Origin of the sequence: Guptibacillus hwajinpoensis (assembly GCF_001039475.1) — a bacterium.
GTDB classification, from domain to species: domain Bacteria; phylum Bacillota; class Bacilli; order Bacillales; family Guptibacillaceae; genus Guptibacillus; species Guptibacillus hwajinpoensis.
Window position 1 is genome coordinate 813,758 of sequence record NZ_LELK01000004.1, and the last position, 23,833, is coordinate 837,590.

Annotated in this window: 29 protein-coding genes and 1 pseudogene; 26 read left to right on the forward strand and 4 right to left on the reverse strand. The window is 39.3% G+C overall.

What is annotated here, in order from left to right; translation table 11 throughout:
* Nucleotides 1-17 precede the first annotated feature (17 nt).
* A complete protein-coding gene (locus AB986_RS14170) occupies nucleotides 18-218 on the reverse strand; it encodes a hypothetical protein (RefSeq protein ID WP_048311798.1) in 201 nt (66 codons plus the stop codon).
* Nucleotides 219-381: 163 nt separating this feature from the next.
* Between AB986_RS14170 and AB986_RS14175 the strand changes: the two genes are divergently transcribed.
* Both AB986_RS14175 and AB986_RS14180 read left to right on the forward strand, forming a co-directional pair.
* Complete coding sequence (locus AB986_RS14175; RefSeq protein ID WP_048311800.1) at nucleotides 382-1,050, forward strand: GTP pyrophosphokinase; 669 nt, start codon at nucleotides 382-384, stop codon at nucleotides 1,048-1,050.
* Nucleotides 1,047-2,045 (forward strand): Gfo/Idh/MocA family protein, encoded by a 999-nt coding sequence (locus AB986_RS14180; protein WP_048311802.1) that lies wholly within the window; start codon nucleotides 1,047-1,049, stop codon nucleotides 2,043-2,045. The genes AB986_RS14175 and AB986_RS14180 overlap by 4 nt, the downstream gene beginning before the upstream one ends.
* Before the next feature lie 350 nt (nucleotides 2,046-2,395).
* Here AB986_RS14180 and AB986_RS14185 read toward each other — a convergent pair whose 3' ends face one another.
* Complete coding sequence (locus tag AB986_RS14185) at nucleotides 2,396-3,835, reverse strand: carbon starvation CstA family protein (protein ID WP_048311804.1); 1,440 nt, start codon at nucleotides 3,833-3,835, stop codon at nucleotides 2,396-2,398.
* Nucleotides 3,836-4,173: 338 nt separating this feature from the next.
* Between AB986_RS14185 and AB986_RS14190 the strand changes: the two genes are divergently transcribed.
* From AB986_RS14190 to AB986_RS14250, 13 genes are all read left to right on the forward strand, one after another.
* Nucleotides 4,174-5,151: an acyltransferase family protein gene (locus tag AB986_RS14190; protein WP_048311805.1), complete on the forward strand. Its 978-nt coding sequence runs from the start codon at nucleotides 4,174-4,176 to the stop codon at nucleotides 5,149-5,151.
* A 216-nt stretch (nucleotides 5,152-5,367) separates the two neighbouring features.
* On the forward strand, nucleotides 5,368-6,063 hold the full coding sequence (locus tag AB986_RS14195; protein ID WP_048311808.1) for a response regulator transcription factor: 696 nt from the start codon (nucleotides 5,368-5,370) through the stop codon (nucleotides 6,061-6,063).
* Nucleotides 6,060-7,106 (forward strand): sensor histidine kinase, encoded by a 1,047-nt coding sequence (locus AB986_RS14200; protein WP_048311809.1) that lies wholly within the window; start codon nucleotides 6,060-6,062, stop codon nucleotides 7,104-7,106. The genes AB986_RS14195 and AB986_RS14200 overlap by 4 nt, the downstream gene beginning before the upstream one ends.
* Nucleotides 7,107-8,234: a peptide-methionine (R)-S-oxide reductase MsrB gene (gene msrB / locus AB986_RS14205; protein WP_053216194.1), complete on the forward strand. Its 1,128-nt coding sequence runs from the start codon at nucleotides 7,107-7,109 to the stop codon at nucleotides 8,232-8,234.
* A gap of 113 nt (nucleotides 8,235-8,347) precedes the next feature.
* The gene (locus tag AB986_RS22640; protein WP_053216195.1) at nucleotides 8,348-8,722 is read left to right on the forward strand and encodes a YidH family protein; all 375 of its coding nucleotides are present in this window, start codon (nucleotides 8,348-8,350) and stop codon (nucleotides 8,720-8,722) included.
* Between the two features lie 409 nt (nucleotides 8,723-9,131).
* Nucleotides 9,132-9,392 (forward strand): metal-sensitive transcriptional regulator, encoded by a 261-nt coding sequence (locus AB986_RS14215; protein ID WP_048311811.1) that lies wholly within the window; start codon nucleotides 9,132-9,134, stop codon nucleotides 9,390-9,392.
* Nucleotides 9,393-9,443: 51 nt separating this feature from the next.
* Nucleotides 9,444-9,923, forward strand: coding sequence for a DsrE/DsrF/DrsH-like family protein (locus AB986_RS14220; protein ID WP_048311813.1), 480 nt, complete (start codon nucleotides 9,444-9,446; stop codon nucleotides 9,921-9,923).
* Nucleotides 9,924-9,936: 13 nt separating this feature from the next.
* A complete protein-coding gene (locus tag AB986_RS14225) occupies nucleotides 9,937-10,296 on the forward strand; it encodes a rhodanese-like domain-containing protein (RefSeq protein WP_048311815.1) in 360 nt (119 codons plus the stop codon).
* A gap of 14 nt (nucleotides 10,297-10,310) precedes the next feature.
* Nucleotides 10,311-10,619, forward strand: coding sequence for a rhodanese-like domain-containing protein (locus AB986_RS14230; RefSeq protein WP_048311816.1), 309 nt, complete (start codon nucleotides 10,311-10,313; stop codon nucleotides 10,617-10,619).
* Between the two features lie 20 nt (nucleotides 10,620-10,639).
* Nucleotides 10,640-11,203, forward strand: coding sequence for a sulfurtransferase TusA family protein (locus tag AB986_RS14235; RefSeq protein WP_048311818.1), 564 nt, complete (start codon nucleotides 10,640-10,642; stop codon nucleotides 11,201-11,203).
* Nucleotides 11,204-11,242: 39 nt separating this feature from the next.
* Nucleotides 11,243-12,364, forward strand: a complete 1,122-nt coding sequence (locus AB986_RS14240) for an MBL fold metallo-hydrolase (protein ID WP_048311820.1) — start codon at nucleotides 11,243-11,245, stop codon at nucleotides 12,362-12,364.
* Nucleotides 12,365-12,380: 16 nt separating this feature from the next.
* Nucleotides 12,381-12,608, forward strand: coding sequence for a sulfurtransferase TusA family protein (locus tag AB986_RS14245; protein ID WP_048311822.1), 228 nt, complete (start codon nucleotides 12,381-12,383; stop codon nucleotides 12,606-12,608).
* A 61-nt stretch (nucleotides 12,609-12,669) separates the two neighbouring features.
* Complete coding sequence (locus AB986_RS14250) at nucleotides 12,670-13,452, forward strand: sulfite exporter TauE/SafE family protein (RefSeq protein WP_048311824.1); 783 nt, start codon at nucleotides 12,670-12,672, stop codon at nucleotides 13,450-13,452.
* A 72-nt stretch (nucleotides 13,453-13,524) separates the two neighbouring features.
* On the opposite strand, the gene AB986_RS14255 is transcribed toward AB986_RS14250, so the two are convergent.
* Entirely contained in the window at nucleotides 13,525-14,811 is a 1,287-nt protein-coding gene (locus tag AB986_RS14255; protein ID WP_048311826.1) for a hemolysin family protein, read from the reverse strand.
* A gap of 404 nt (nucleotides 14,812-15,215) precedes the next feature.
* Here AB986_RS14255 and AB986_RS14260 point away from each other — a divergent pair, with 404 nt between their 5' ends.
* The 5 genes and pseudogenes from AB986_RS14260 to AB986_RS21815 all read left to right on the forward strand — a co-directional run bounded on the left by AB986_RS14260 (nucleotide 15,216) and on the right by AB986_RS21815 (nucleotide 17,635).
* A complete protein-coding gene (locus AB986_RS14260; RefSeq protein WP_053216196.1) occupies nucleotides 15,216-15,914 on the forward strand; it encodes a TVP38/TMEM64 family protein in 699 nt (232 codons plus the stop codon).
* Nucleotides 15,915-15,996: 82 nt separating this feature from the next.
* Entirely contained in the window at nucleotides 15,997-16,299 is a 303-nt protein-coding gene (locus AB986_RS14265; RefSeq protein ID WP_048311827.1) for an EthD family reductase, read from the forward strand.
* 107 nt (nucleotides 16,300-16,406) lie between these two features.
* A complete protein-coding gene (locus AB986_RS14270; RefSeq protein WP_048311828.1) occupies nucleotides 16,407-17,024 on the forward strand; it encodes a flavodoxin family protein in 618 nt (205 codons plus the stop codon).
* Between the two features lie 309 nt (nucleotides 17,025-17,333).
* Nucleotides 17,334-17,435, forward strand: a pseudogene (locus AB986_RS22740) (YjcZ family sporulation protein); the annotation flags it as partial.
* A 113-nt stretch (nucleotides 17,436-17,548) separates the two neighbouring features.
* On the forward strand, nucleotides 17,549-17,635 hold the full coding sequence (locus tag AB986_RS21815; RefSeq protein WP_136948892.1) for a YjcZ family sporulation protein: 87 nt from the start codon (nucleotides 17,549-17,551) through the stop codon (nucleotides 17,633-17,635).
* Between the two features lie 260 nt (nucleotides 17,636-17,895).
* Here AB986_RS21815 and purU read toward each other — a convergent pair whose 3' ends face one another.
* The gene (purU, locus tag AB986_RS14275; protein ID WP_048311830.1) at nucleotides 17,896-18,759 is read right to left on the reverse strand and encodes a formyltetrahydrofolate deformylase; all 864 of its coding nucleotides are present in this window, start codon (nucleotides 18,757-18,759) and stop codon (nucleotides 17,896-17,898) included.
* A gap of 610 nt (nucleotides 18,760-19,369) precedes the next feature.
* Between purU and AB986_RS14280 the strand changes: the two genes are divergently transcribed.
* The 6 genes from AB986_RS14280 to AB986_RS14305 all read left to right on the forward strand — a co-directional run bounded on the left by AB986_RS14280 (nucleotide 19,370) and on the right by AB986_RS14305 (nucleotide 23,568).
* A complete protein-coding gene (locus tag AB986_RS14280; RefSeq protein WP_048311834.1) occupies nucleotides 19,370-20,131 on the forward strand; it encodes a DeoR/GlpR family DNA-binding transcription regulator in 762 nt (253 codons plus the stop codon).
* 188 nt (nucleotides 20,132-20,319) lie between these two features.
* Nucleotides 20,320-21,348 (forward strand): LLM class flavin-dependent oxidoreductase, encoded by a 1,029-nt coding sequence (locus tag AB986_RS14285; protein ID WP_048311835.1) that lies wholly within the window; start codon nucleotides 20,320-20,322, stop codon nucleotides 21,346-21,348.
* A 64-nt stretch (nucleotides 21,349-21,412) separates the two neighbouring features.
* Nucleotides 21,413-21,763, forward strand: coding sequence for an IDEAL domain-containing protein (locus AB986_RS14290; protein ID WP_053216197.1), 351 nt, complete (start codon nucleotides 21,413-21,415; stop codon nucleotides 21,761-21,763).
* A gap of 70 nt (nucleotides 21,764-21,833) precedes the next feature.
* Entirely contained in the window at nucleotides 21,834-22,250 is a 417-nt protein-coding gene (locus tag AB986_RS14295; RefSeq protein ID WP_048311837.1) for an RrF2 family transcriptional regulator, read from the forward strand.
* A 70-nt stretch (nucleotides 22,251-22,320) separates the two neighbouring features.
* Nucleotides 22,321-22,821 carry a Crp/Fnr family transcriptional regulator gene (locus AB986_RS14300; protein ID WP_048311839.1) on the forward strand — a complete coding sequence of 167 codons (501 nt, stop codon included), beginning with the start codon at nucleotides 22,321-22,323 and terminating at the stop codon, nucleotides 22,819-22,821.
* Nucleotides 22,822-22,932: 111 nt separating this feature from the next.
* On the forward strand, nucleotides 22,933-23,568 hold the full coding sequence (locus tag AB986_RS14305; RefSeq protein ID WP_048311840.1) for a nitroreductase family protein: 636 nt from the start codon (nucleotides 22,933-22,935) through the stop codon (nucleotides 23,566-23,568).
* Nucleotides 23,569-23,833: the final 265 nt, after the last annotated feature.

Genomic DNA, 23,833 nt, shown 5'->3' on the forward strand with positions numbered 1-23,833 from the left:
TTTTCCTTTATCTAAGGCTATCGAATCGACTGTTTTACACGTCGATTTCTAATCAATCCGTAAGCTAAAAAGAGGATGAAAAAGATACAGAGTCCGATAAATGTTAGGCTATACCCGGTTTTGTTTTCAGTGTACATATCATGAGCTAACATCCCCATTGTTAGTGCGTTAATAAGCAAAATAATAAGAATAAGAGGTTGTATTTTAGTTTTATCCATTATTTCCCTCCTCGTAATTTAATACTATCATAGATACCTCTTTTTTTTTAGACTAGATCTAAAATCACCTCTCGAAACGAATATTGTTATGAGTTCGTCATAGAACGTAACTAGTTCTTCTATGTAGCTATGATATGTTATCTGTTGAGAGGATGATTTAGGAATGAATAAGGATTTCCAAGAGAGAATTGAAGAGTGGAAGAATTTTTTATTTATATATAAATTCGCACTAGATGAAATCAATACAAAATTGACGATATTAAACGATGAATTCCAATTTGTTCACCAACATAATCCAATTGAACATGTAAAGTCACGTATAAAATCACCAGAAAGCATCATGTCTAAACTTCAGAGAAAAGGTCTTGAAGTAACAACAGAAAATGTAGAAAAGCACATTAAAGATATTGCAGGCGTCAGGGTTACCTGTTCATTTACGACAGATATCTATCGAATCTATGACATGATTGAGAGCCAAGATGATATTAAGGTAATTAACGTAAAAGATTATGTTAAGAATCCCAAACCTAATGGATATAAAAGTCTTCATTTAATTGTAGAAATACCAGTATACCTATCAAAAGGACCTGAGTATGTAAAAGTAGAGATTCAAATTCGTACGATCGCAATGGATTTCTGGGCGAGTTTGGAACATAAAATCTACTATAAATTCGAAGGTGAAATACCAGGTAATCTTAGTACTGAATTAAAAGAAGCAGCTGATATTGTTCATTACCTGGATTCAAAAATGATCCGAATAATGGAAGAGGTTACAGAGTTCAAAGAACATGAAAAAGAAGCTGAATTAGAAGAAATGGGGGTGGAGAAATGAGAACGATTAGATGGGGCATTATTGGATGCGGAAATGTAACAGAGAAGAAAAGCGGACCTGGGTTTCAGAAAGCAGATCATTCGGAGCTTGTAGCGGTGATGAGACGAAATAAAGAGCTAGCAGAGGATTATGCCAAACGACACAATGTTCCTAAATGGTATACAAATGCTGAAGAACTAGTGAACGATGAAGACGTGGATGCGGTTTATATTGCAACACCTCCTTCGAGTCACAAAGAGTATGCGATCCTCGCTGCAAAAGCTTCGAAACCAGTTTATGTTGAAAAGCCCATGGCGTTAAATAGTACAGAGTGTAGTGAAATGATTGAAGCGTGTAACGAAAACGGTGTTCCATTATTTGTCGCATTCTACCGTAGGGCAATGCCTGCATTTCTGAAAGTGAAGGAAGTAGTGGAAAGCGGCGCGATTGGTAACATTCGATTTGTTACAACTGTACATCACAAAAAGGCATCAGAGCAGGAGAAAAATGGTGAATTGCCTTGGCGAGTACAGCCTGAAATTGCTGGTGGTGGTCACTTCTTTGATCTCGCGAGTCATACGCTCGACTATTTGGATTTCCTATTAGGTCCAATCGACAAAGTAAATGGGGTTGCTAGTAACCAGGGCGGTCTATATAAGGCAGAAGATATGGTCTCTGGGTCATATATATTTCGTTCAGGTGTACAAGGAACAGGGCAGTGGTGCTTTAATTCTTATAAGAATGAAGATTGGAATGAAATCGTGGGGGACAAAGGTTCCTTACGATTTTCCACACTACAGGAAAAGCCGATGATTTTGAAAAATGCTGATGGTGAACAGGAAATTAACATGATCTACCCTGAGCATGTTCAGCAGCCGCTCATTCAAACCATTGTAAATGAGTTAAACGGTGAAGGAGAATCACCAAGTACCGGTCAATCAGCACTCAGAACAAGCAGAGTAATGGATCAGATGGTAGCTTCTTTCTATAATGATACTACTCTAAAAGATTGTTGAAACCAGATAGGAGCGGAAATCAACCCTCTACGAAAAGAGCCCTTCACCAAAAGACGCCTAGTTTTTCTAAAAAAGGTTTTGTTTTAAAAACTAAACTTCGCAAATTGGAGCGGAAGGATGCTCGACTCCTGCGGGACTAGCGGGACAAGCGGGACAGATGAGACCCCGCAGGCGCAATGATTTTGTGCGCCGAGGAGGCTCATCGCCCGCCCCGCGGAAAGCGAGCATCCTGGAGCGGAAATTCCCCCTACCTTAAAGCAACAATATCTACGAGAAGAGCCATCTGCAATCGAAAAGCTTACACAAAAAAACAGCTACCTTTTCACTAGTGAAAAGGTAGCTGTTTTTGTTTATGCAACTTGTTCTACCGTAACAGGGTTACTTCTACGAGCTTTCCATAGTTGATAACCAAACCATCCGGCTGTTAAAGCTGTAATGCCTGCGCCAAACATCATTGACACATTGTATGGCAGTTCAAATCCTTCTGGTGCAAGGAATAGATAGGTTGAGACGGTCATGGTCATGAAAAGTGCTGGCAAAGAACAAATCCAGTGGAATTTTTGCTTTTTGACAAGATACATGGCGGCTGTCCATAGCATGACGGTTGCAACTAGTTGATTAGTAAAGCCTACGTATCTCCACAAAAATGTGTAGTCAATTTGTGTTAATAGGAAGGTCGGTGTTGCAACTACTGCAGTTAGTAGCAACGTTTTACCTTTGCCGCCATTACCCTTGTTTTCTTTCTTTACGAATAAATCAGCAAGCATCATTCGAGAAGATCTAAGCGATGTGTCCCCAGTTGTGATTGGTAAAATGATAACGCCAATGATCGCTAACACACCACCGAATGTGCCGAGTAAGGATGAACTGATTTCATTTACAACGCCTGACGGGCCACCAGCAGCAAGTGCACCTTGAAGACCACCTGTGTTTCCGAAGAAAGTCATTCCTGCAGCTGCCCAGATCAAAGCAATAACACCTTCAGCAATCATGGCACCATAGAATACTTTTTTTCCGTCGCTCTCTTTTTTCATCGTTCTAGCGATAATTGGACTCTGTGTAGAATGAAAACCTGAAATCGCTCCACAAGAGACGGTAATCATTAAGAGTGGCCATAGTGGCAGATTATCAGGATGAAGGTTAGCCATTGTTAAATTGGGAACAGGATTGTCCATAAAGAAAAGCCCAATACCGATAGATACAGCCATCAAGATAAGAATGACACCAAAAATAGGATAGATTCGACCGATGATCTTATTAACAGGAAGCACGGCAGCTAGTACGAAATAAGCGAAAATTACGACCAAACACATTGTGAAACTAAGTGGTGTAACTTGTGCCATTAGCTGTGCGGGACCTGCAGTAAATGCAGCTGCCACAAGAATCATCAATACGATAGAAATAATGTTGATTGTTCCTTTTGCACCTTTTCCAAGATAGCGTCCAACAAGTGAAGGATATTGTTCGCCATTGTGTCTAAGCGACATCATTCCTGAGAAGTAATCATGAACAGCTCCTGCAAAAATTGACCCAATGACGATCCAGATAAAAGCAACTGGTCCGTATAGTGCCCCTAATACTGCTCCAAAGATAGGTCCAAGTCCAGCAATATTTAAAAGCTGGATCAAACTACCTTTCCACCAGCTCATCGGCATATAATCCATTCCGTCTTCTTTTGTATATGCAGGGGTCTCACGATCATCGTCTATGCCGAAAATTCGCTCAACCACCTTTGAATAAACGTAATAACCTACGATCAATAAACAGATAGCTCCGACAAATGTGATCATGTTTCCCGCCTCCTTTTGCGTGTTCGAAAATATAACATTCATTTTACTCACCTAATCTAGAAAAAACAACATGATTATTCAGAAAAAATTAATTTTTCTATTAATTAAAACGTTTCCAAATGAAATTAGTTCAATTTACCTTGTTTTAATTAGTAAATATGTCATATTTTCATGAGAACTATAGTTCGAATAGTTCTACTTTTCGTTTGAATGACAGAATAATAAACATTTAGTACGAATAATCTACAAAGAATATAGTTGAATTCATGAAAAAATGGGTATATAGAAGAAGACGAATCTTCACAATCGTCTCTTGTATCATTGAGGAGGTTGTTTTCGTGTCAAAGCGAATTGCATTTTTTGATAACAGCAAAGCTATATTAATATTGTTAGTTGTGGGGGGACATTTGCTCACGCCTTATCTTGATGACTCACGTTTCCTTTATAGTCTTTATCATGTGATCTTTATTTTCCACATGCCTGCATTTATCTTTCTAACAGGTTATTTCACGAGGAAAGCGTCCGGAACTAAATATTTCTGGAAGATATTCACAACGTTTTTGTTGCCTTATATTATTTTTCAAGTGGTTTATTCTATTTATTACACAAATCTTTATCAAAAATCGTTTGCGATCGAGCTCTTAACGCCTAGATGGGCGATGTGGTTCTTGTTATGTATTGCAGCATACAAGCTAATCTCGCCAATCCTACTGAAGATGAGAGCAAGCACGTTACTTCCATTAAGTATTGCGGCTGGATTAGCTGTTGGATACTTTGATATTGAAAGGTTCCTATCACTAGATCGTCTCTTCGTATTCCTCCCATTTTTCGTGCTAGGTATGATGATGGGACGAAGAGAACAGCCAATTCGCATGCCACAAATGAAGTGGGTTGCGCCAATTGTATTAAGTGGTCTATTCGTAATATTTTATCTTTACCAAATTGAAGGCTTAACGAATCTTCTTTATGGTACTTACGTGTACGACTCCAATAGCGATCTTCTTGTACGTCTAGTCTATTATGTTGGAACTGCACTTGTAATGTTCCTGTTTTTCTCTATGATACCTGAAGGTCCAATGGTGTTTACACCGATTGGGTCACGTACATTTGCTATTTACCTGTTCCATGGATTTATCATTAAATGGTTCTTAGAACAGCAGTCCTCAGACGTTATTGCTACGGTATGGGGTGTCCCGTTTATTGTTATATTCACCATATTCATATCAGCAATACTAAGCATGCCGTTGTTCTCGAAGTTACTTGCGTTCGATCGATGGCTTCCTTCACCTGAGAAATTAACGTCAGCACGTAGATAGTAAAAAGCGGTACGCCATATGGCGTACCGCTTTTTGCATTTACTCGGTTTAAAAAGATCTTCTTCTGCAATCAAAAAATTAAGGGTTAGAAACAAAATACGTTACACTAAATGAAAGTTAATATAATCGTAATACTTTCTTCAGAAAACACTAATTTTTATTTTTTATTATAAGGTTATCTATCTTAATAAGAATACTGAATCGAGGTGAAGCGCGATTGCTGAGAAAATATTGCTTGTTGATGATGAGGAATCGATCATTGATGTTAGCACAAGGTATTTACAGCGAGATGGTTATGAAGTGATAACTGCTGCAAATGGGGAAGAAGCCATTGTGAAGTGGAGAAATGAAAAGCCAGATCTTATCGTGCTAGATCTCATGATGCCGTTAAAAGATGGGATTGAAACAGCTGAGGAAATTCGTGCCGTGGAAGATGTTCCAATTATTATGCTTACTGCTTTAGGGCAGGAACGTGATCGCCTTCTCGGACTGACAGTAGGAGCAGATGATTATCTAACGAAACCGTTTAGTCCAAGGGAACTGGTTCTCCGAGTTCGAAATATCTTACGCCGTACAAAGAAGGTTGAATCAGACAAGAGTCCTTCCATTATCACTTATGGAGATTTAGTAATTGATGAATCAAGACGAAAAGTGATGCTGAGTGGGAATGAAATCGAACTTACGGTTAAAGAATTCGATATTCTATTCTTACTTGCAAGTCATCCAACTCTTGTTTTCCCAAGATCACAGTTAATTGAGGCCATTTGGGGTTACGAATTTGATGGAGATGGTAACACCGTCAACGTTCATATTAGACGACTTCGTGAGAAAATCGAGAAAGATTCGGCAGAACCAAAGTGGATAAAGACCGTATGGGGTATTGGATATAAGTTTGAAGGACAATCTACATGAATCTTAGAACGATGCTCATGTTAGCCAACGCCTTATCCATTGTGCTCATTCTAGTATTCCTCATTATTAGTTATGCACGTATGTTGCTGTCACCTGAGCTTATTCTAACACTCACGCTTATCACAATAGGTGCAGGTTCTCTCTCAATGATTGCGCACTTTGTTTTCACTTCAAAAATCCTTAAATCGGTTAACCAAATGACGGCTGATACTAGCAGAATAGCAGAAGGGAAATTTGATGTGAAGGTTGCAGAAGAGGGGCCGACGGAAATACGGGAGCTTGCACAACATTTTAATGCAATGTCTGAGAAATTAAATTTAATGTTCAGAGAAGTAAAGCGTTCTGAACAATATAAAACAGAGCTTATTGCTAATGTTTCTCATGATCTGCGTACACCAGTATCGTCTATTCGGTCATTTGCTGAAGCACTTCAAGATGGAGTCATTACAGATGAAGAAACACAGCAAAAATACTTACAAACCATTGAGCAGGAAACTGAACGACTTAGTCATTTAATTGAGGAGCTCTTAAATTTGTCACAGCTTGAAAGCGGAACGTCTCCGTATGAGCCTTCACTCGTTCATCCAGACGTGGTGCTAGTTGAAACGCTGCAGCAATTTGAACGAAAGTTACAAGAGCGGCAACTTGAATTTGAAGTACATGTTGATGATAAGATCGAAGTCATCCCCATGATGCCAGATTCAATCAAGCGTGTACTAACAAATCTAATCCAGAATGCAATTGCTTATTCTAACGATCAATCAACGATTCACATTAGCTTGAAAAAAGTAGATGGAGCAGCACTCTTCCTTATAAGAGATGAAGGAAGCGGGATTCCAACCGAATCGTTAGATCGTATTTTTGATCGTTTCTATCGTGTTGAGAAATCACGTAATAGTAAACATGGAGGATCAGGACTCGGGCTTGCTATCTCAAGACAATTAATTGAACTACACGGCGGTGAAATTGGAGTGAAAAGCACGATTGGAGTGGGAAGTGAGTTCTATTTTACACTTCCATTGGAAAAGAAGGAGGATTTGTAAATGAAGGCAACGAGATGGATTCTATTAGTTGGTATAGCTGTCGTACTGATTTTTGCAGTACCGAAATTATATGATGTTGTATTCAAACGGTCTTATGGTAGCGAACCTGCACAGGCAATTGAAAATAATGATTCGGTAGCAACATTTGCAGGTGGCTGTTTCTGGTGTATGGAACCGCCATTTGAGAAGTTGGATGGTGTCAGTGAAGTCGTATCTGGCTACATTGGAGGAGAAACTGAAAATCCGTCCTATGAAGAAGTATCTGCAGGAGAAACGGGACATATTGAAGCCGTCCAAGTTTACTATGATCCCGATGTTGTTTCGTATGAAACACTGTTAGATGTATTTTGGAGACAAATTGATCCTACAGATGATGGCGGCCAGTTCGTGGATCGCGGTGATCAGTATGTGTCAGCTATTTTCTACCATAGTGAAGATCAGAAAAAAGCAGGAATGCAATCGAAGGAGGATATACAAAACTCTGGTCGATTCGATCAATCAATTGTAACGCCGATTGAAGAAGCAACAACATTCTATGTAGCTGAAGATTACCATCAGGATTACTACAAAGAGAATGAGTTACGTTATAAATTCTACCGAAAGAATTCAGGAAGAGATCAGTTTCTTGATAAATACTGGGGTAATGAACGAGAAGTGGATATCCCAGAAGTAAAGTCAACTTCCTATTCAAAAGCAGAACTTAAAGAGATGTTAACACCGATACAATATGAAGTGACTCAAGAAGATGGTACAGAAAAGGCATTTGATAATAAGTACTGGGACAATAAAGAACAAGGTATTTATGTAGATATCGTATCAGGAGAACCACTGTTCAGCTCTTCAGATAAGTATGAATCCGGAACGGGTTGGCCTAGTTTTACGAAGCCGCTAGTTCCTCAGAATATCGTAGAGAAAGAAGACAAAAGCTTTTTTACGGTACGAACTGAAATTAGAAGTAAAGAAGCGGATTCCCATCTTGGTCATGTGTTTGAAGATGGACCGGAACCAACGGGTCTTCGCTACTGTATGAACTCAGCTGCAATGGATTTTATTCCGTTAGATGAGATGGAGGAAAAAGGGTACGGAGAGTATATCGAAACTGTGAAAAATGGAGCAGAATCCGAATAGGGTTCTGCTTTTCTTCATTATATGGGACATAATAAAAGAGAGGTTGGTTGCACGAATTATAGATGAGAGATATAGTAAAGGATATTACAATAATACAGGCGGGGGTATAAAATGTGAGCATTGAAAATAAAAAAGCTGATGGCAGAGTACAACAGCTTCTTGCGAATGAGAGAACGTTTCTTGCCTGGGTACGAACTTCAATTGCGATTATAGGGATTGGCTTTTTAACTGCGAGTCTTCACTTTACAAGGGCAGTAGGTGAGAGAGCAGATGATCAAGTAGCCGTTTTTATTAGTTTTTCTTCTCTCTTCTTTGGATTGCTAACGATGGTAGGTGGAGCGATTCAGTTTTACCAAACCAAGAAAAGAATCTTGAAATTTGAAGTTCCATCCTCTTCATGGATCGTCATCTTCCTAATGGTAGTTGTACTATTAATCATTGTTCTAATAGCAGCGTACTTTATCATTCAAATCAATTGGCTTAGCTAATACGAGCCTATTGACATGTAAATCATGTACGTTATAATACCCTTATAGGTATTCGAAGAAAGCAATTAATTCACAAATTTTTTTGGTTGACTATATACCCAATGGGGTATATAGTAATAAGAGTAATACAACAAGCCAACGTTCTTTTGATGGTTATCGCTTTACTGAGATGTACTTTTCATTATAGACAATTGGCTGAGTTCATTCCCGCCTATTGACAAATAAATCACATACGTTATAATACCCCTATAGGTATTTAATTAATCAAAAACGTTGTATGAACATTTTGCTTTCTGAAAGATTATTATTTAAAGAACTTCGTATAGAGAATCAATCACTACTCAAGGCAACATTCATATTTTTTTACTTTATTTTATACCCCTTAGGGTAAAAATGAGGAGGATTATAAATGCAATACGATAAAGCCGTTACGAATCGATTGAAGAGAATTGAAGGTCAGCTTCGCGGCGTAATTAATATGATCGAACAGGGAAAAAGTTGTGATGAGATCGTTACGCAGCTTTCAGCTACAAGGTCAGGTATAGATCGTTCAATTGGACTGATGGTAAGTTCTAACCTAGAACAATGCCTGCAGGACCAAATTGAAAAAGGTGAATCAACAGATGATGTTGTGAAAGAAGCCGTTAACTTACTTGTAAGAAGTAGATAAAAAAATTTTAAAAACAAATATACCCTAGGGTGTATATTAGGAGGAAATAGAATGAGTGAACAGAAGAAAACAACGATTGTACTATTTAGTGGTGACTATGATAAAGCAATGGCAGCTTACATTATTGCAAACGGTGCAGCTGCATATGATCATGAAGTGACGATCTTCCATACGTTCTGGGGCCTAAACGCACTTCGAAAAGATCAGCAAGTTGACGTGAATAAAGGCTTTCTAGAAAAAATGTTCGGTAAAATGATGCCACGTGGCGCTGATAAAATGGGTCTTTCTAAGATGAATTACGGCGGTATGGGTAAGAAAATGATTAAGGATGTTATCAAGAAACATAACGTAACCGAGCTACCACAGCTTATTGAACTTGCTCAGGAACAAGAAGTGAAGCTTGTTGCATGTACCATGACGATGGACCTTCTTGGACTTCAGAAAGAAGAACTATTAGAAGAAATCGATTATGCAGGTGTTGCAGCATATCTAGGCGATGCTGAAGATGGTAATGTAAATCTCTTCATCTAAGGAGCGATAGGTTATGGAATTAGTTATTGTGGCGGCAGTATTGATAGTGGGCTGGCTTTTGTATAAGAAAGTAGGCCCTGGAAAAAATGTTAAAACGATTACTTCTGAAGAAGCTAAATCGAAGTTGAAAGAACCTAATGTACAATTTATTGATGTTCGAACAAAAGGTGAATATAAAGGACAAAAAGTAAAGCAGTTCAAAAATATGCCGCTCCACGAACTTGGAAAACGCGCAAATGAACTTGATCCTAATAAAGAAGTTGTTGTGCTTTGCCAAAGTGGAATGAGAAGCGCCAAAGCTTGTAGCGAACTGAAGAGACAGGGATTTACGAATGTGTCTAACGTTCGTGGCGGATTGAATATGTGGAGATAAGAGGAGGAATAAGAATGTCTGGTTATGTAAAAGATGTGACACCTACAGAAGTAAACGAAATGGTTAAACAAAATAAATCCATTAGTGTTGTAGATGTTCGTGGACCAGAAGAGGTGGCAAGCGGTAAAATTCCTGGCGCATACAATCTACCTGTAAATGAGCTTCAATCACGAATGGATGAACTTGATAAAGATACAGAGCATATTATTGTATGTCAATCTGGTGGAAGAAGTAGTATGGCTTCAATGGTGCTGAAATCAAATGGATATAAAGTATTGAATATGACCGGCGGTATGCTTCAATGGTCAGGAGATACAGAATAATAACTTTCAGGAGGTAGATTATGATTAAAACAGATCATATTTTGGATGCGAAAGGGCTCGCTTGTCCGATGCCAATCGTCAAAACGAAGAAAACGATGAAAGATCTTGAAGCTGGTGTTGTTTTAGAGGTCCAGGCTACAGATAAAGGCTCTAAGGCAGATATTAAAGCATGGGCAGACAAAGTAGGACATCATTATCTTGGAACAGTAGAAGAAGGAGAGATTCTAAAGCATTATCTTCGTAAAGCGTCAGATAGTGAAGTAGAATCCGAAAAGAATCACCCAAACATTATCTCAAATGATGACCTTGAAACGAAATTGGCTGATGAAAACATCACAATCGTTGATGTAAGAGAACCAGCAGAATATGTATTTAGTCATCTTCCGAATGCGATTTCTATCCCACTTGGAGAAATGGAAAATCGTATGTCTGAACTCTCTTCTGACAAACAAATTTATGTGATCTGCAGAACAGGTACACGCAGTGACCTTGCAGCTCAACAACTAGCTGATAGCGGTTATGATGTAATCAATGTTGTTCCAGGAATGTCCGAATGGGCTGGACCAACAACTTCAAGTCTATAAAAAAATTTAAAAACAATAATACCGCAGGGGGTATAAAGAATGGATTTGAAACAAAGACAAGCAAGTGAAGTTGCTTCAAAAGTATTGAACAAGGAAGATCTCTTTATTCTCGATGTGCGTAACGAAGAAGCATACGGGGATTGGAAGATTGAAGGGGAATCTGTTACTTCAATTAATGTTCCATATTTTGATTTGATTGATGGAGTAGAAGATCTTCTTCCTGAACTTCCGAAAGATAAGGAAATTCTAGTCGTATGTGCGAAAGAAGGTTCTTCGGTATTCGTTGGTGAAGAGCTGATTGAAGCAGGTATTGAGAATGTATCTTATCTATCAGGTGGGATGAAAGCGTGGAGTGAGTATCTAGAGCCTGTTAAAGTAGGTGATCTTCCTGGAGGAGCGCTCTATCAATTTGTTCGAATCGGTAAAGGATGTCTTTCTTACCTAGTTGAATCAAACGGAGAAGCTGCAGTTGTTGATGCAACTCGCATGATTGAGAATTATACGACATTCGCTGAAAACAAAGGTCTTACTATTAAAGCAACAATGGATACACACCTGCATGCAGACCACATTTCTGGGGGAAAAGCATTAGCTGATCAAGTTAATGGAACTTACTACCTACCGGAAGAAGATGCAGGAGAAGTAACGTTCCCATTTACTGCTCTTAAAGAGGGTAATAACGTTACAATTGGTGAAGTTACAATTGAGCCTATCTATTCTCCAGGACACACAATCGGTAGTACATCGTTAATGATTAATGATGCTTATCTTTTAACTGGTGATATATTGTTTGTTGAATCAATTGGTCGTCCGGATCTAGCTGGAAAAGCTGAGGATTGGGTACTTGACCTTCGTACTACGCTTTATAACCGTTACAAAGAAATGGCCGGCGAATTAGTCGTTTTACCAGCTCACTTTTCAAAAATGGCTGAGCTTGGTGAGACAGGTGTCGTTTCAGCTAAGCTTGAAGAACTTTACGAGAAAAACGAGGGACTTCATGTGGAAGAAGAAGCTGAATTCCGTAGAATGGTAACAGAAAACCTTCCACCACAGCCGAACGCTTACCAAGAAATACGTGAAACAAATATGGGGAAAATCACCCCAGATGAAGAAACAAGAAGAGAAATGGAAATTGGACCAAACCGCTGTGCGGTTAACTAATAAGGAGGATTTAACAATGGAAGCACAAAAAACACTAGACGCAAAAGGGCTAGCTTGCCCAATGCCTATCGTTAAAACGAAGAAAGCAATCAAAGATATGGAATCTGGTCAGGTTCTTGAAATTCAAGCAACTGACAAAGGTGCACAAAGTGATCTTACAGCATGGGCAAAATCTGGCGGACACGATCTTATGAAATCAGAAGAAGCAGATGGCGTTTTCTATTTCTGGATCAAAAAAGCCTAACAGCATTATAAGGAGGTACTGATTCAGTACCTCCTTTTTATTTGAAAAGAGGTGAAACACCATGGATTTTGGTTTTATTGTTACGATTTTTGCGATTGGTTTTATAGGTTCGTTTATTTCAGGAATGGTTGGTATTGGTGGTTCGATTATTAAATATCCAATGCTTCTTTATATCCCATCTGCACTTGGATTTGCCGCATTTAGTGCGCATGAGGTTTCAGGAATTAGTGCGGTGCAGGTGTTTTTTGCTACGATTGGTGGTGTTTGGGCCTATCGTAAGGGTGGTTATTTAAATAAACAATTGATTCTTTATATGGGTGTTAGTATTCTGATCGGTAGTTTTATCGGTGGGTACGGCTCAACGATTATGTCTGAACAGGGAATCAATGTTGTTTACGGTGCCCTAGCTGCGATTGCTGCAGTCATGATGTTTATTCCGAAAAAGGGTATTGATGATATTCCACTTGATCAAGTGAAATTCAATAAGCTGCTTTCAGCTAGTCTTGCCTTTATCGTAGGTATTGGCGCGGGTATTGTTGGTGCGGCTGGTGCGTTTCTACTCGTTCCGATTATGCTTGTCGTATTGAAAATTCCTACCCGCATGACGATCGCATCGTCACTAGCGATTACGTTTATATCTTCAATCGGTTCAACGGTTGGTAAGCTAGCCACAGGGCAGGTACTACTGCTTCCAGCTGCAATCATGATTGTTGCGAGCTTAATTGCTTCACCACTTGGTGCAAATGCAGGTAAGAAAATAAATACTAAGATTCTCCAATGGGTTCTTGCAGCCCTAATTCTTGGAACGTCGATTAAAATATGGTTTGATTTACTAGTTAAATAATCGAAAAGCTGTCTCCCTGGTTTATAAACCAGGGAGACAGCTTTTTGTTTCATCATGATAAGTTGAATTCCGTTATTCTAGCTTCTTAATCTCGAGCTCTTTGATCTGATGTCCATCAATTTCGCGAACGGTAAATTCGTATTCATTAACTGTAAATGTGGTTCCTTGTTCAGGTTCAATATCGTGTGTCAAGACCCACCCGCCAATCGTATCCACGTCCGTATGATCAAGCGAAGTTCCGAGAAGTTCGTTAATATCAGTGATTAGCGCTTTGCCATCAACGATTGTTTTTCCTTTTCCATCTTCACGTATTGGAAGTTTCTCATCAAAATCAAACTCATCCTGAATTTCGCCAACGATTTCCTCAAGAATATCTTCTACAGTAACAAGCCCAGCCGTACCACCATATTCATCAACGACGATCGCAATATGATTATGGCTTTCTTGCATCTTTTTAAGAAGCGTTTTAATTGGCGAAGTCTCAATAACGTGGTTGATTGGATGAATGTAGTCGTTAAGAATAAGCTCTTCGCCCCACTTATATTGAGTTAAAATCTCTTTAATATTAACGACACCGATGATTTTATCTTTGTCTCCATCTGCGACTGGATAGCGAGTGTACTTACCGTTTTTCATAATTTCTAGATTTTCTTCGGTCGTATTGTTTACAAATAGACACGTCATTTCAGTACGGGGAATCATGATTTCTCTCGCCATACGCTCATCGAACTCGAAAATATTATTAACGAATTCCATCTCTGACTTGTTTATTTCACCACTCTTATAACTTTCCGATAAAATGAGACGAAGCTCTTCCTCTGAGTGAGCTTGCTCGTGTTCATTGGCGGAATGTAAGCCGAACAGTTTAACAACGCCTCTCGCTGAGCCATTTAGTGCCCAAATGAATGGATACATAATCCAATAGAACCAAATAAGTGGTCTTGCTAGAAGTAAACTAACTTTCTCTGCTTTCTGTATGGCAAATGTCTTAGGCGCAAGTTCACCAAGTACAACATGGAGAAAAGTGATAATACTGAAAGAGAGAGCAATAGTTAGCGGTGATACAATGGCTTCTGGAACGTCAATAAGTTCAAATAGTGGATGCAGTAGCTGTTCAACTGTTGATTCACCAAGCCAACCGAGTGCTAGTGCTGTAATGGTTATACCTAGCTGACAAGCAGAGAGATACCCATCCAGGTTTCCTAGCACTTTTTGAACAGCTTTTGCTTTTTTGTTTCCCTCACGTGCAAGTGAATCGATTCTCGTTCTTCGAATCTTGACGATTGCAAATTCAGAAGCCACAAAGAACGCCGTTAATACAATAAGTAGAAGTACAGCAATTATTTTAATAATTTCCAATGATGCCCTTACAGTAGTGTAAGGGTTCACCTCCTATGTAGTAGTATGTTTATCGTTAGCATAATGATGTTTTCCTTAATAGGGATAATGTGAAACTAACTTTCTCATAATACTTGATTGGGTAGTGGTCTTTTAAGTGATATTAATGGATTACAATGAGATCTGGTGCTATGATAAGCTTTGTCTTAATTAAAGCTCTTTTCGTAGACATTGTTGCAATAAGAGTGGTGTAATTTCCGCTCCTGCGGGGTCTCACCTGTCCCGCTAGTCCCGCAGGAGTCGAGCATCCTTCCGCTCCAATTAGCGAATTTTGGTTTTCTATACAAAAATCTTTTAGAAAACAGCCTTATAAAGTCACTTAAATGCCTCTTCACATACTAGTTTTTTCAGAAAGGGGATTAATTATGAAAAAGAACGTATCTCCCCTTAAATGGACAGGGTTAGCTTTACTCATTATGATTCCAATTATTTTCTTTATAAATCCACAATGGTTTACTGCGATTCGTTCGTTTCTATCACTTGAATCGCTGTCGCTCCTTGCAGATTATTTTCGGTCGCTTGGGATCTGGGCGCCTTTTATTAGTATTGCCTTAATGATTGCTCAGGGTATCATTGCACCTCTACCTTCATTTGTTATTACAGCAGCAAATGGACTTGCTTTTGGAATACCGCTTGGAATAATTATTTCATGGACAGGTGGAATGGCTGCTGCACTTGTTATGTTCCTTCTAGCTAGAATACTTGGGGCTTCGTTTGTTGAAAAAATAACGAAGAAAAGCGATCTGCTTGCTAAAGCGAACAGGTATAGTGGTGAGAATGGATTTTTCTTAATTCTTGTTGCAAGGATTATTCCAATTGTTTCCTTTGATATCATTTCCCTGATTGCTGGACTAAGTAACATTAAGTTCCGATCGTTTGTTATTGCAACTGGTATAGGACAGATTCCTGGTACAGTTCTATATACGATTGTTGGGCATGATATTGCAAACCTTGATCAATACCAGGATCGCTTCATATGGACAAGCATTGTTCTAGTTGTCTTATTAATCATTGGAAAGCTGAGAAGTTCTCAAAAGGCAAATCAAACGAAAGCTAATTCATAAAAATGCATTTCACTTTCTTAATTTAATTCTTGAGATTATGATGAACGTGAGAAAGAAATAAAAATGACAGGAGAGATTTGCATTGGCTAAAATTATGGTGATTTATCAAGAACCTAAGGACGTTGCTGAGTTCAAACAATATTACGAGAACAACCACATGGCACTTGTAAAAGATGTGCCAAACGTGAAGCATGCGGAAGTGAATTATGTTTCTGCTGCGATGAACACGGACAAACCATATTTTCTAACAGCTACAATTGAATTTGGTTCGAAAGAGCAGTTAGAAGATGCAATGCAGTCACCAGCATGGGCTAAAGTATCGGAAGATGGCCAGAACATGATGAAGTTTCTTGATGAGCCACCACTTCTACTTATTACAGAATAAGAATAATAAGAGCACTCGATTATACAATTCGAGTGCTCTTTTGTTTAAGCTTCGCTTCAAAAGGTAATAGGTTTGAAAAGACGATGATTTAGAGAGGAGACGATCGCATGAAAGCATTATTTCTTAACTGTTCACTAAAAACGAGCGATGAACCATCAAACACAGACGCTTTATATAAAGAGGCGGAAGCTATCTTTGATAAAGAAGGTGTTGAAACCGAGAGTGTCAGATTAGCTGATTATAAAATCGCTTATGGGATATCTGATGATGAAGGCAATGGTGATGAGTGGCCAGCGATTTTTGAGAAAGTAAAAGCTGCGGATATCGTTGTACTTGGAACACCCCTTTGGCTTGGTGAGAAAAGTAGTATCGCGACGCTTGCCATTGAGCGCCTATATGGCGGAAGCGGATTAACAAACGACCTCGGACAATCTCTTTACTATAATAAGGTAGGCGGAGTAGTCATTACAGGTAATGAGGATGGAGCAAAGCATGCAGCAGCTTCTGTCCTATACGGCTTCTCACATATTGGGATAACCGTGCCTCCGAATGTAGATGCTTATTGGGTAGGTGAAGCAGGACCAGGTGATTCGTATATTGAAGCGAATGGTCAGAAAAATGATTTCGCTACAGGTCACGCCAAAACAATGGCACATAATTTAGTACATTTCGCACGAATTTTTTGTGATAACCCAATCCCAGCTAAAGGAAACACAATGGAATAGATCATTATCCTCCCTCCTCTTAATAGGAGGGAGTTCTTTATTGGTTCAAGATCCTCCTTCATTCACCGGGGTGCCCAGTATTCCATAAGATAGAAGATAAACAAAAATGGGGGGATTTCAGTGGAAGAACTGATCTTGTTTCTTGTCCTTTTTATTCTTCTCATCATTATTTTGCTTGCAGTAGCTGGGATCATCTAAAAACATACAAATAGGCTTAGGATATTTCTAACAGAATATGGACACCTGCCTACCCTTCTTTTTCATTGCAACATATAGTATTAGTAACCTTCCAGGAAAGGGGGTTTTCTAATGAGTGGAAAAGAGCAAGTACGTGGCGGCGGCTACGGTAAAGGATTTGCGTTAATTGTTGTATTGTTCATCCTCTTGATTATCGTAGGAGCAGCAGCAGTTGGCGGAGCAGGTTACGGATGCGGTCCATGTGGCGGAAAAGGTGGTTACGGCGGCTACGGCGGTTATGGCTACTAAACCTTTCTTGTTGAACTAGCATGAAAGGAGGGATAAGTATGAGTTACGGTTATGGTCAAGGATTTGCGTTAATCGTTGTATTGTTTATTCTTTTGATTATCGTTGGCGCAGTATGGGCTTACTAATATAAGCAAAAGCACCCAATTTGGGTGCTTTTTTCCTTGATATAAAGTTGGTTATAGCGGTGAAGTTATTAATTGAGGGGCGTTTTTGTACATATTGTTGTGTTAAATATAGTTATTCACAATACCTCTTTTGAAAACAAAGTCTTTTAGAAAGGCTCTTTTCGTAGACATTGTTGCTTTTCAAAGGTTTTTCTATAGAGAATCCCATATCATAGTTGATTAGAGCGGAAATCAACCACTACTTTTATAGTAACAGTGCCTTATTGAAAAACAATTGTCTTATTACCGTGAACAATCACTCGTTTTTCAAGATGCCATTTGACCGCACGATATAACACAATTCGTTCTATGTCTTTACCATGTCGTTTAAGATCGGTTACATTGTAGCGATGTGTAATGCGTGTGATGTCCTGTTCAATAATAGGTCCTTCGTCCAGTTGCTCGTTCACATAGTGTGCGGTTGCACCAATGATCTTTACACCACGGTCGAATGCTTGTTGATACGGGTTTCCACCGATAAAAGCTGGGAGAAAGGAATGATGAATATTAATAATTTCATTCTGATAACGTTGAATAAGCTGTTCAGGAATAATTTGCATATATCGTGCAAGAATGACCGTGTCAATTCGATTTTCTTCGAGAATTGAGAAATGGGCTGCTGTTGCTTCTGCTTTCGTATCCTTTGTTACAGGCACGTGATAGAAAGGAATCCCAGCTGACTCCGCTAATTCTCTGAAGTGATTGTGGTTACTAATCACCAATGCAATTTCAGCATGAAGTTCACCTAACTGCCATCTCCAAATTAATTCTTGTAAGCAATGATCTTCTTTCGTAGCAAAGATGGCAACGCGAGGCTTTTTCGATGTGGCTGTGATGGACCACTGCATGGAGAAGGGAGAAGCTGTTTCGGCAAAAGCTGCTTCAAGTTCTGGTAGTTTTTCAAGCAAGTTTGGGTGACTAAATTCTATTCTCATGAAGAAATGACCTTGAACAGGGTCTGTGGAGTGCTGATCTGAGTGGACGATGTTTGCCCCGTTAGAGAAAAGGAAGGTGGAGACTGCGGCTACAATTCCTTCGGTGTCTGGGCATGATACTAGTAAGATACCTTTTTCAGTTTGGTTCATCACTGGCCTCCTATTGGTGTTAAATAGTTAAAATCATACACTATTTCGATGTGAAGCGCAAAAGGATTTTAAGGTTTTGCGAGGACTGTGGGAGTGATTTTTGACTCATTTACGCCTAAGAAGGACGGTGAGGTTTGAGCAAATGAATTTGCTCACCGCACCGTCCTTCTTAGACGACCTTTCAGCTCTGCTGAAAGGCGAGTGAAACTGGGGTTTCACTCGAATGAGTCAAAAATCGAGCGGGTTACATGATAAGTGGTTTTGAAAGGCTCTTTTCTAAAAGATTGTTGCTTTTGAAATAATTATTGAATAAAAACCACACTTCGCTAATTGGAGCGGAAGGATGCTCGACTCCTGTGGGACTAGCGGGACAGGTGAGACCCCACAGGAGCGTTAGCGACGAGGAGGCTCACCGCCCGCCCCGCGGAAAGCGGGTAGGAGCGGAAATTCACCTATTATAGTAACAATGTCTACGAAAAGAGCCTTTTGAAAACATGATAAAATCTTTAATTAACTTACAAATGCTTAATAAAAATTAATAATACTTATTTATATTGATTATATACTTACGTTAACTTATAATGTAAGGGAATGGAAACGAGGGAATGGGATGTATCAAGAGGAGAGAATGTTAGCTATATTGGACTATCTTAAAAAGCATGAGCGTATTTCTGTTGATCAGATTTGCGATCTATTTCTCGTTTCAAGAGATACGGCTAGAAGAGATTTGGTGAAGCTTGAAGAAGAAGGTGCTGTAACAAGAACGAGGGGTGGAGCGGTGCTTCCGCAGCTTCGGCATGAAATTAAGTCTTATCAGGATCGATTGAATGTCGTATCTGAAGAGAAGCAGCGGATAGGAAAGAAAGCCGCCACTTTTGTTACAGATGGGGATGTCGTCATTCTTGATGCGTCTACTACTGTTCAGGCGTGTGCTGAATTTCTGCTCGATAAGCAAGCAACTGTGATTACGAATTCAATCCACCAAGCTGATATTCTCTCGAATGGTGAGTTGCTTAATATTCACCTTCTTGGAGGAAAGCTTGAGAAGGATCACCGTTTTCTATACGGATCAGCAGTTGTTGAGAAAGTATCTTCTTATAATGCCGATATTGCTTTTATAGGGGTTGTTGGAATTTCTGAGCAAGGATTAACAATTGCTCATGAAGAAGATGGAATGGTTAAAAGAAAAATGATTGAGCAATCGAACTATGTAATAGCTCTCGCAGATTCATCAAAGTTTGGGCGATCAGAATTCTTCCGTTTTGCAAAGCTAGAAGATGTGGATCTGATTATTACGGATAAAACACCTGATCAGCATGTTGAGCAAATGCTCGATGCTCATCACGTGAAACTTATCATTGCAGAGAAGTAGTGAATAGCCAGTAACAGCTTAGGCTGCTGGAATAATAGAAACGGACCGGCGTAACCAATTGGGCGTGACGGTCCGTTTTTTTGTATGCGATAAGGGGAACGGGTTAAAAGCAGAAAGCTTGGTCAGATTAAGAAAAGCTGTTACGATAAACTGTAATTATTCAATTTACATTAAAGGGGCAATTTGATATGAAATTAAGTGTGCTTGATCAATCTCCTGTATCAAGAGGTAATACACCAGTAGATGCACTTAGAGAAACGACTAAGTTAGCTCAAGAGACAGAGAAGCTTGGGTATCATCGTTTTTGGGTTTCTGAGCATCATAGTACGAAAAGCCTTGCAGGATCTAGTCCAGAGGTGTTGATTTCACATTTGGCTGCAAATACAAACACAATGAGAATCGGATCAGGTGGCGTGCTATTGCCACATTACAGCCCATATAAAGTAGCAGAAAATTTCCGAATGCTAGAAACACTGAATCCCAATCGAATAGACCTAGGACTAGGACGAGCTCCAGGTGGCATGCCTAACGTTACAAAAGCACTTGCCGGTGGAAATAGTATGGGTATGGATCGCTATTTAGAACAAGTGAATGAATTAGCTTCTTATCTAAAAGGTGAAGATCCACATCGAATGAATGTACGAGCAACGCCGCTAGGTCATACAACTCCTGACATGTGGTTGCTTGGCTCAAGTGCCGCAAGTTCGATGATGGCAGCTCAGCGTGGACTAGGTTACACCTTTGCACATTTCATTAATGGTGACGGGGGAGCCACGGTAGTCGATCGCTACTTGAATCGCTTTGTGCCGTCAGAATTCAATGATACACCCAAAACAAACGTCGCTATCTTTGTTATTTGCGGAGAAACGGAAGAAGAAGCAGAATACTTAGCTTCAAGTCTTGACCTTGCTATTCTTTTAATTGAACAGGGGAAATCTGGGGAAGGATTCCCATCTCCAGATGAAGCACATCAGTTTCCTTATAGCGTGTTTGATAAAGAACGTATTCGGGAAAACAGAAGTAGAATGATCGTAGGCGACCCTAGGCAGGTAAAGCAACAAATCGAGGAACTTGCCTCGAAATACCAAACCCAGGAAGTTATTGTTAATACGATCACTCATGACTTTGAATCACGTCTGAAGTCATATAGACTCATTGCTGAAGCGTTCGAATTAAAGGAAAACGCTAGTCTTGACAAAACCAACTGTAATAATTAAAATTACACTATAGCTCGAATCAGTTGGAACACAAACTAGTCTTCCAAATTAGGAGGGAGAAACAATGATGAACCAACTACATCAACAATCTCTTTACCAAAAAGGTGATTGGGTTAAAGGAAAGTCAGTCCATGATGAATTGATTCATGGTTATGTAGAATCAGTTAATAACTATCTCGGAACGATTAAAATCTTCGTTCTTGAGTGCGATAATCCAGAAACAGTAGGCAAAACAATTGAAACTTTCCAAAATCGTATTGCTCAACTTGAAGAGCCAGATTTCGAAAAAGACGAATCATATCTTTTAAACTTAATTGAGGTATCCTTAATTACGAAAGATAAGGAATGGTTTATGGAACTTTCCGATCAGCTCAACCAGCTGCGAAATGAATCAGAGGAAGTCATTCCCTGTTAAAATTTTCTTGCAAGCTATAAAAGAAATACGGTAGGATGGAAGTGGAAGAAAGTGTAGGGAGGCGCTGGAATTGAATAGTGATTTTACTCTCGCCGTGCACAGCCTGGCGTTGCTTGCGATAAAGCCTGGACAAATGGCGACAAGTGACTACCTAGCTGGAAGTGCTTCAGTCCATCCCGTTCGTATGAGGAAAATTCTTAGTTTACTCAAAAAAAGCGATTATATCGCTTCTAAAGAAGGCGCGGGTGGTGGCTTCACCCTCGCTTGTAGGGTAGAAGATGTTACGCTTGATAAGATCTACAACTTAACATCTGTTGGGGCTCTTAAGCCAAAGTGTCCTGATTCAAATGAATATTGCCTCGTAGGAGCGAATTTGTCTAGTGTACTTGGCGACATATTTACAGATGCTGAGAATCATTTAACAGCATTTTTGCAACAATACACGATTCGTGATATTATTCAAAGCCTAAAACAAAAACAATTGTAATCGATTGTTTTTGTTTATTGTTTAAACTGTAATAAAAATAATTTCAATATTTTATTGGGGGTGAGCAGACATGAGTACAGGTCTGGCAGAAAGAAATGTAGAAAGCAAGTTGAACATGAAGGATTGGAACAAGTTAGAACGTTCTGGTCGGTTGATGAAACGAAATGAAGCTAGAATGCTAATTAAGCCAGAACATACAAATCGCGATGTTTACATTATCAAAAAGGGAAGTGTGGCAATCTACCATGCCGACAATATGGAAACACCACTCGCGGTGCTAGGTGCAAATGATGTTCTTGGTAACCGATCCATTTTTGTACATGAGAATTTGTATGCAAAAACCATTACTAATGTTGAGCTCATTCAACTCGATCAAGCATCGTATCGAGCTTTATACCTGTCATATCCAGAACTCGCAATCAAGTTAACGACGGAACTTTCGCGATTGAAATTAATTATTGATTTTCCAGAGCGAACAGCAAACTCATTCATGAAACAAGTGAAAAGCGGTATCCAAAACTGGGTTAATAAAACGACAGGCAAAAAGGGAAGATACTGTCATAATTGCTAAGTATTTTTGGTTACTAACTGTAACTTAATATGTTACATTATGGTTGTGGATAACAGCATCGACTGTTAACTGGACTAAACTACACCTTAGATAACTTAAAGGAGCGAAATCATGTCTGTAGATACTCAAGAAAAGCAAAGTGTATTAGAAGTTATGAAAGATCGACACTCAGTAAGAAAGTTTGAAAAGGGTGTTGAAATCCCTGAAGACGTAATGGATGAAATGCTCAATGCGACTATTGAAGCACCATCATCTTGGAACCTGCAACATTGGAAGTTCTTAGTTATTCAAAATCAAGAGCAGAAAGAAAAGTTGCTGCCAATTGCGTTTAACCAACAACAAATTGTTGATAGTTCTGCAACAATTGTGATTCTAGGTGACACAGAAGCTAACCTACACGCAGAAGAAATATATGGTCAAGCTGTTGAACTAGGCTTTATGGAAGATGCTGTGAAAGAAGCACTCGTTAGTCAGATCAATGGTGCTTATGAACGAGAAGGCTTTGCTCTAAGCGAAGCAATCAAAAACAGTTCACTCGCAGCTATGCAGCTTATGCTAGCAGCAAAAGCTAAAGACTACGACACGGTTGCAATGGGCGGTTTCAATCCGGTTGCACTGGTAGAAGAGTTTAACATTCCAACACGTTATGTTCCGACTATGCTCATATCTGTTGGTAAAGCAGCAGTAGAAGCACACGGTACAGCTCGTTTTCCACTAGAGCGTGTCGTTGTGAAAGAAAGCTTCTAAATAAAATACGTTTGAAAGCAAGGGAGGGGGAAAACCCCTTCCTTCTTTTTGTATGAGGATCTTTTCTAACAGATTGTTGATTTTGGAACAAATTAAAAACCACATTTTGCTAATGGGAGCGGAAGGAGGCTCACCGCCAGCCCGGTGGAAAGCGAGCATCCTGAAGCGGAAATGAACTCACTATAGAAACATTGTCTACAAAAAGAGGCTTGTATAAAAAAGAGCTAGATTTCATTGGTAAAGAAATAGAGCTATACTAGGGAAT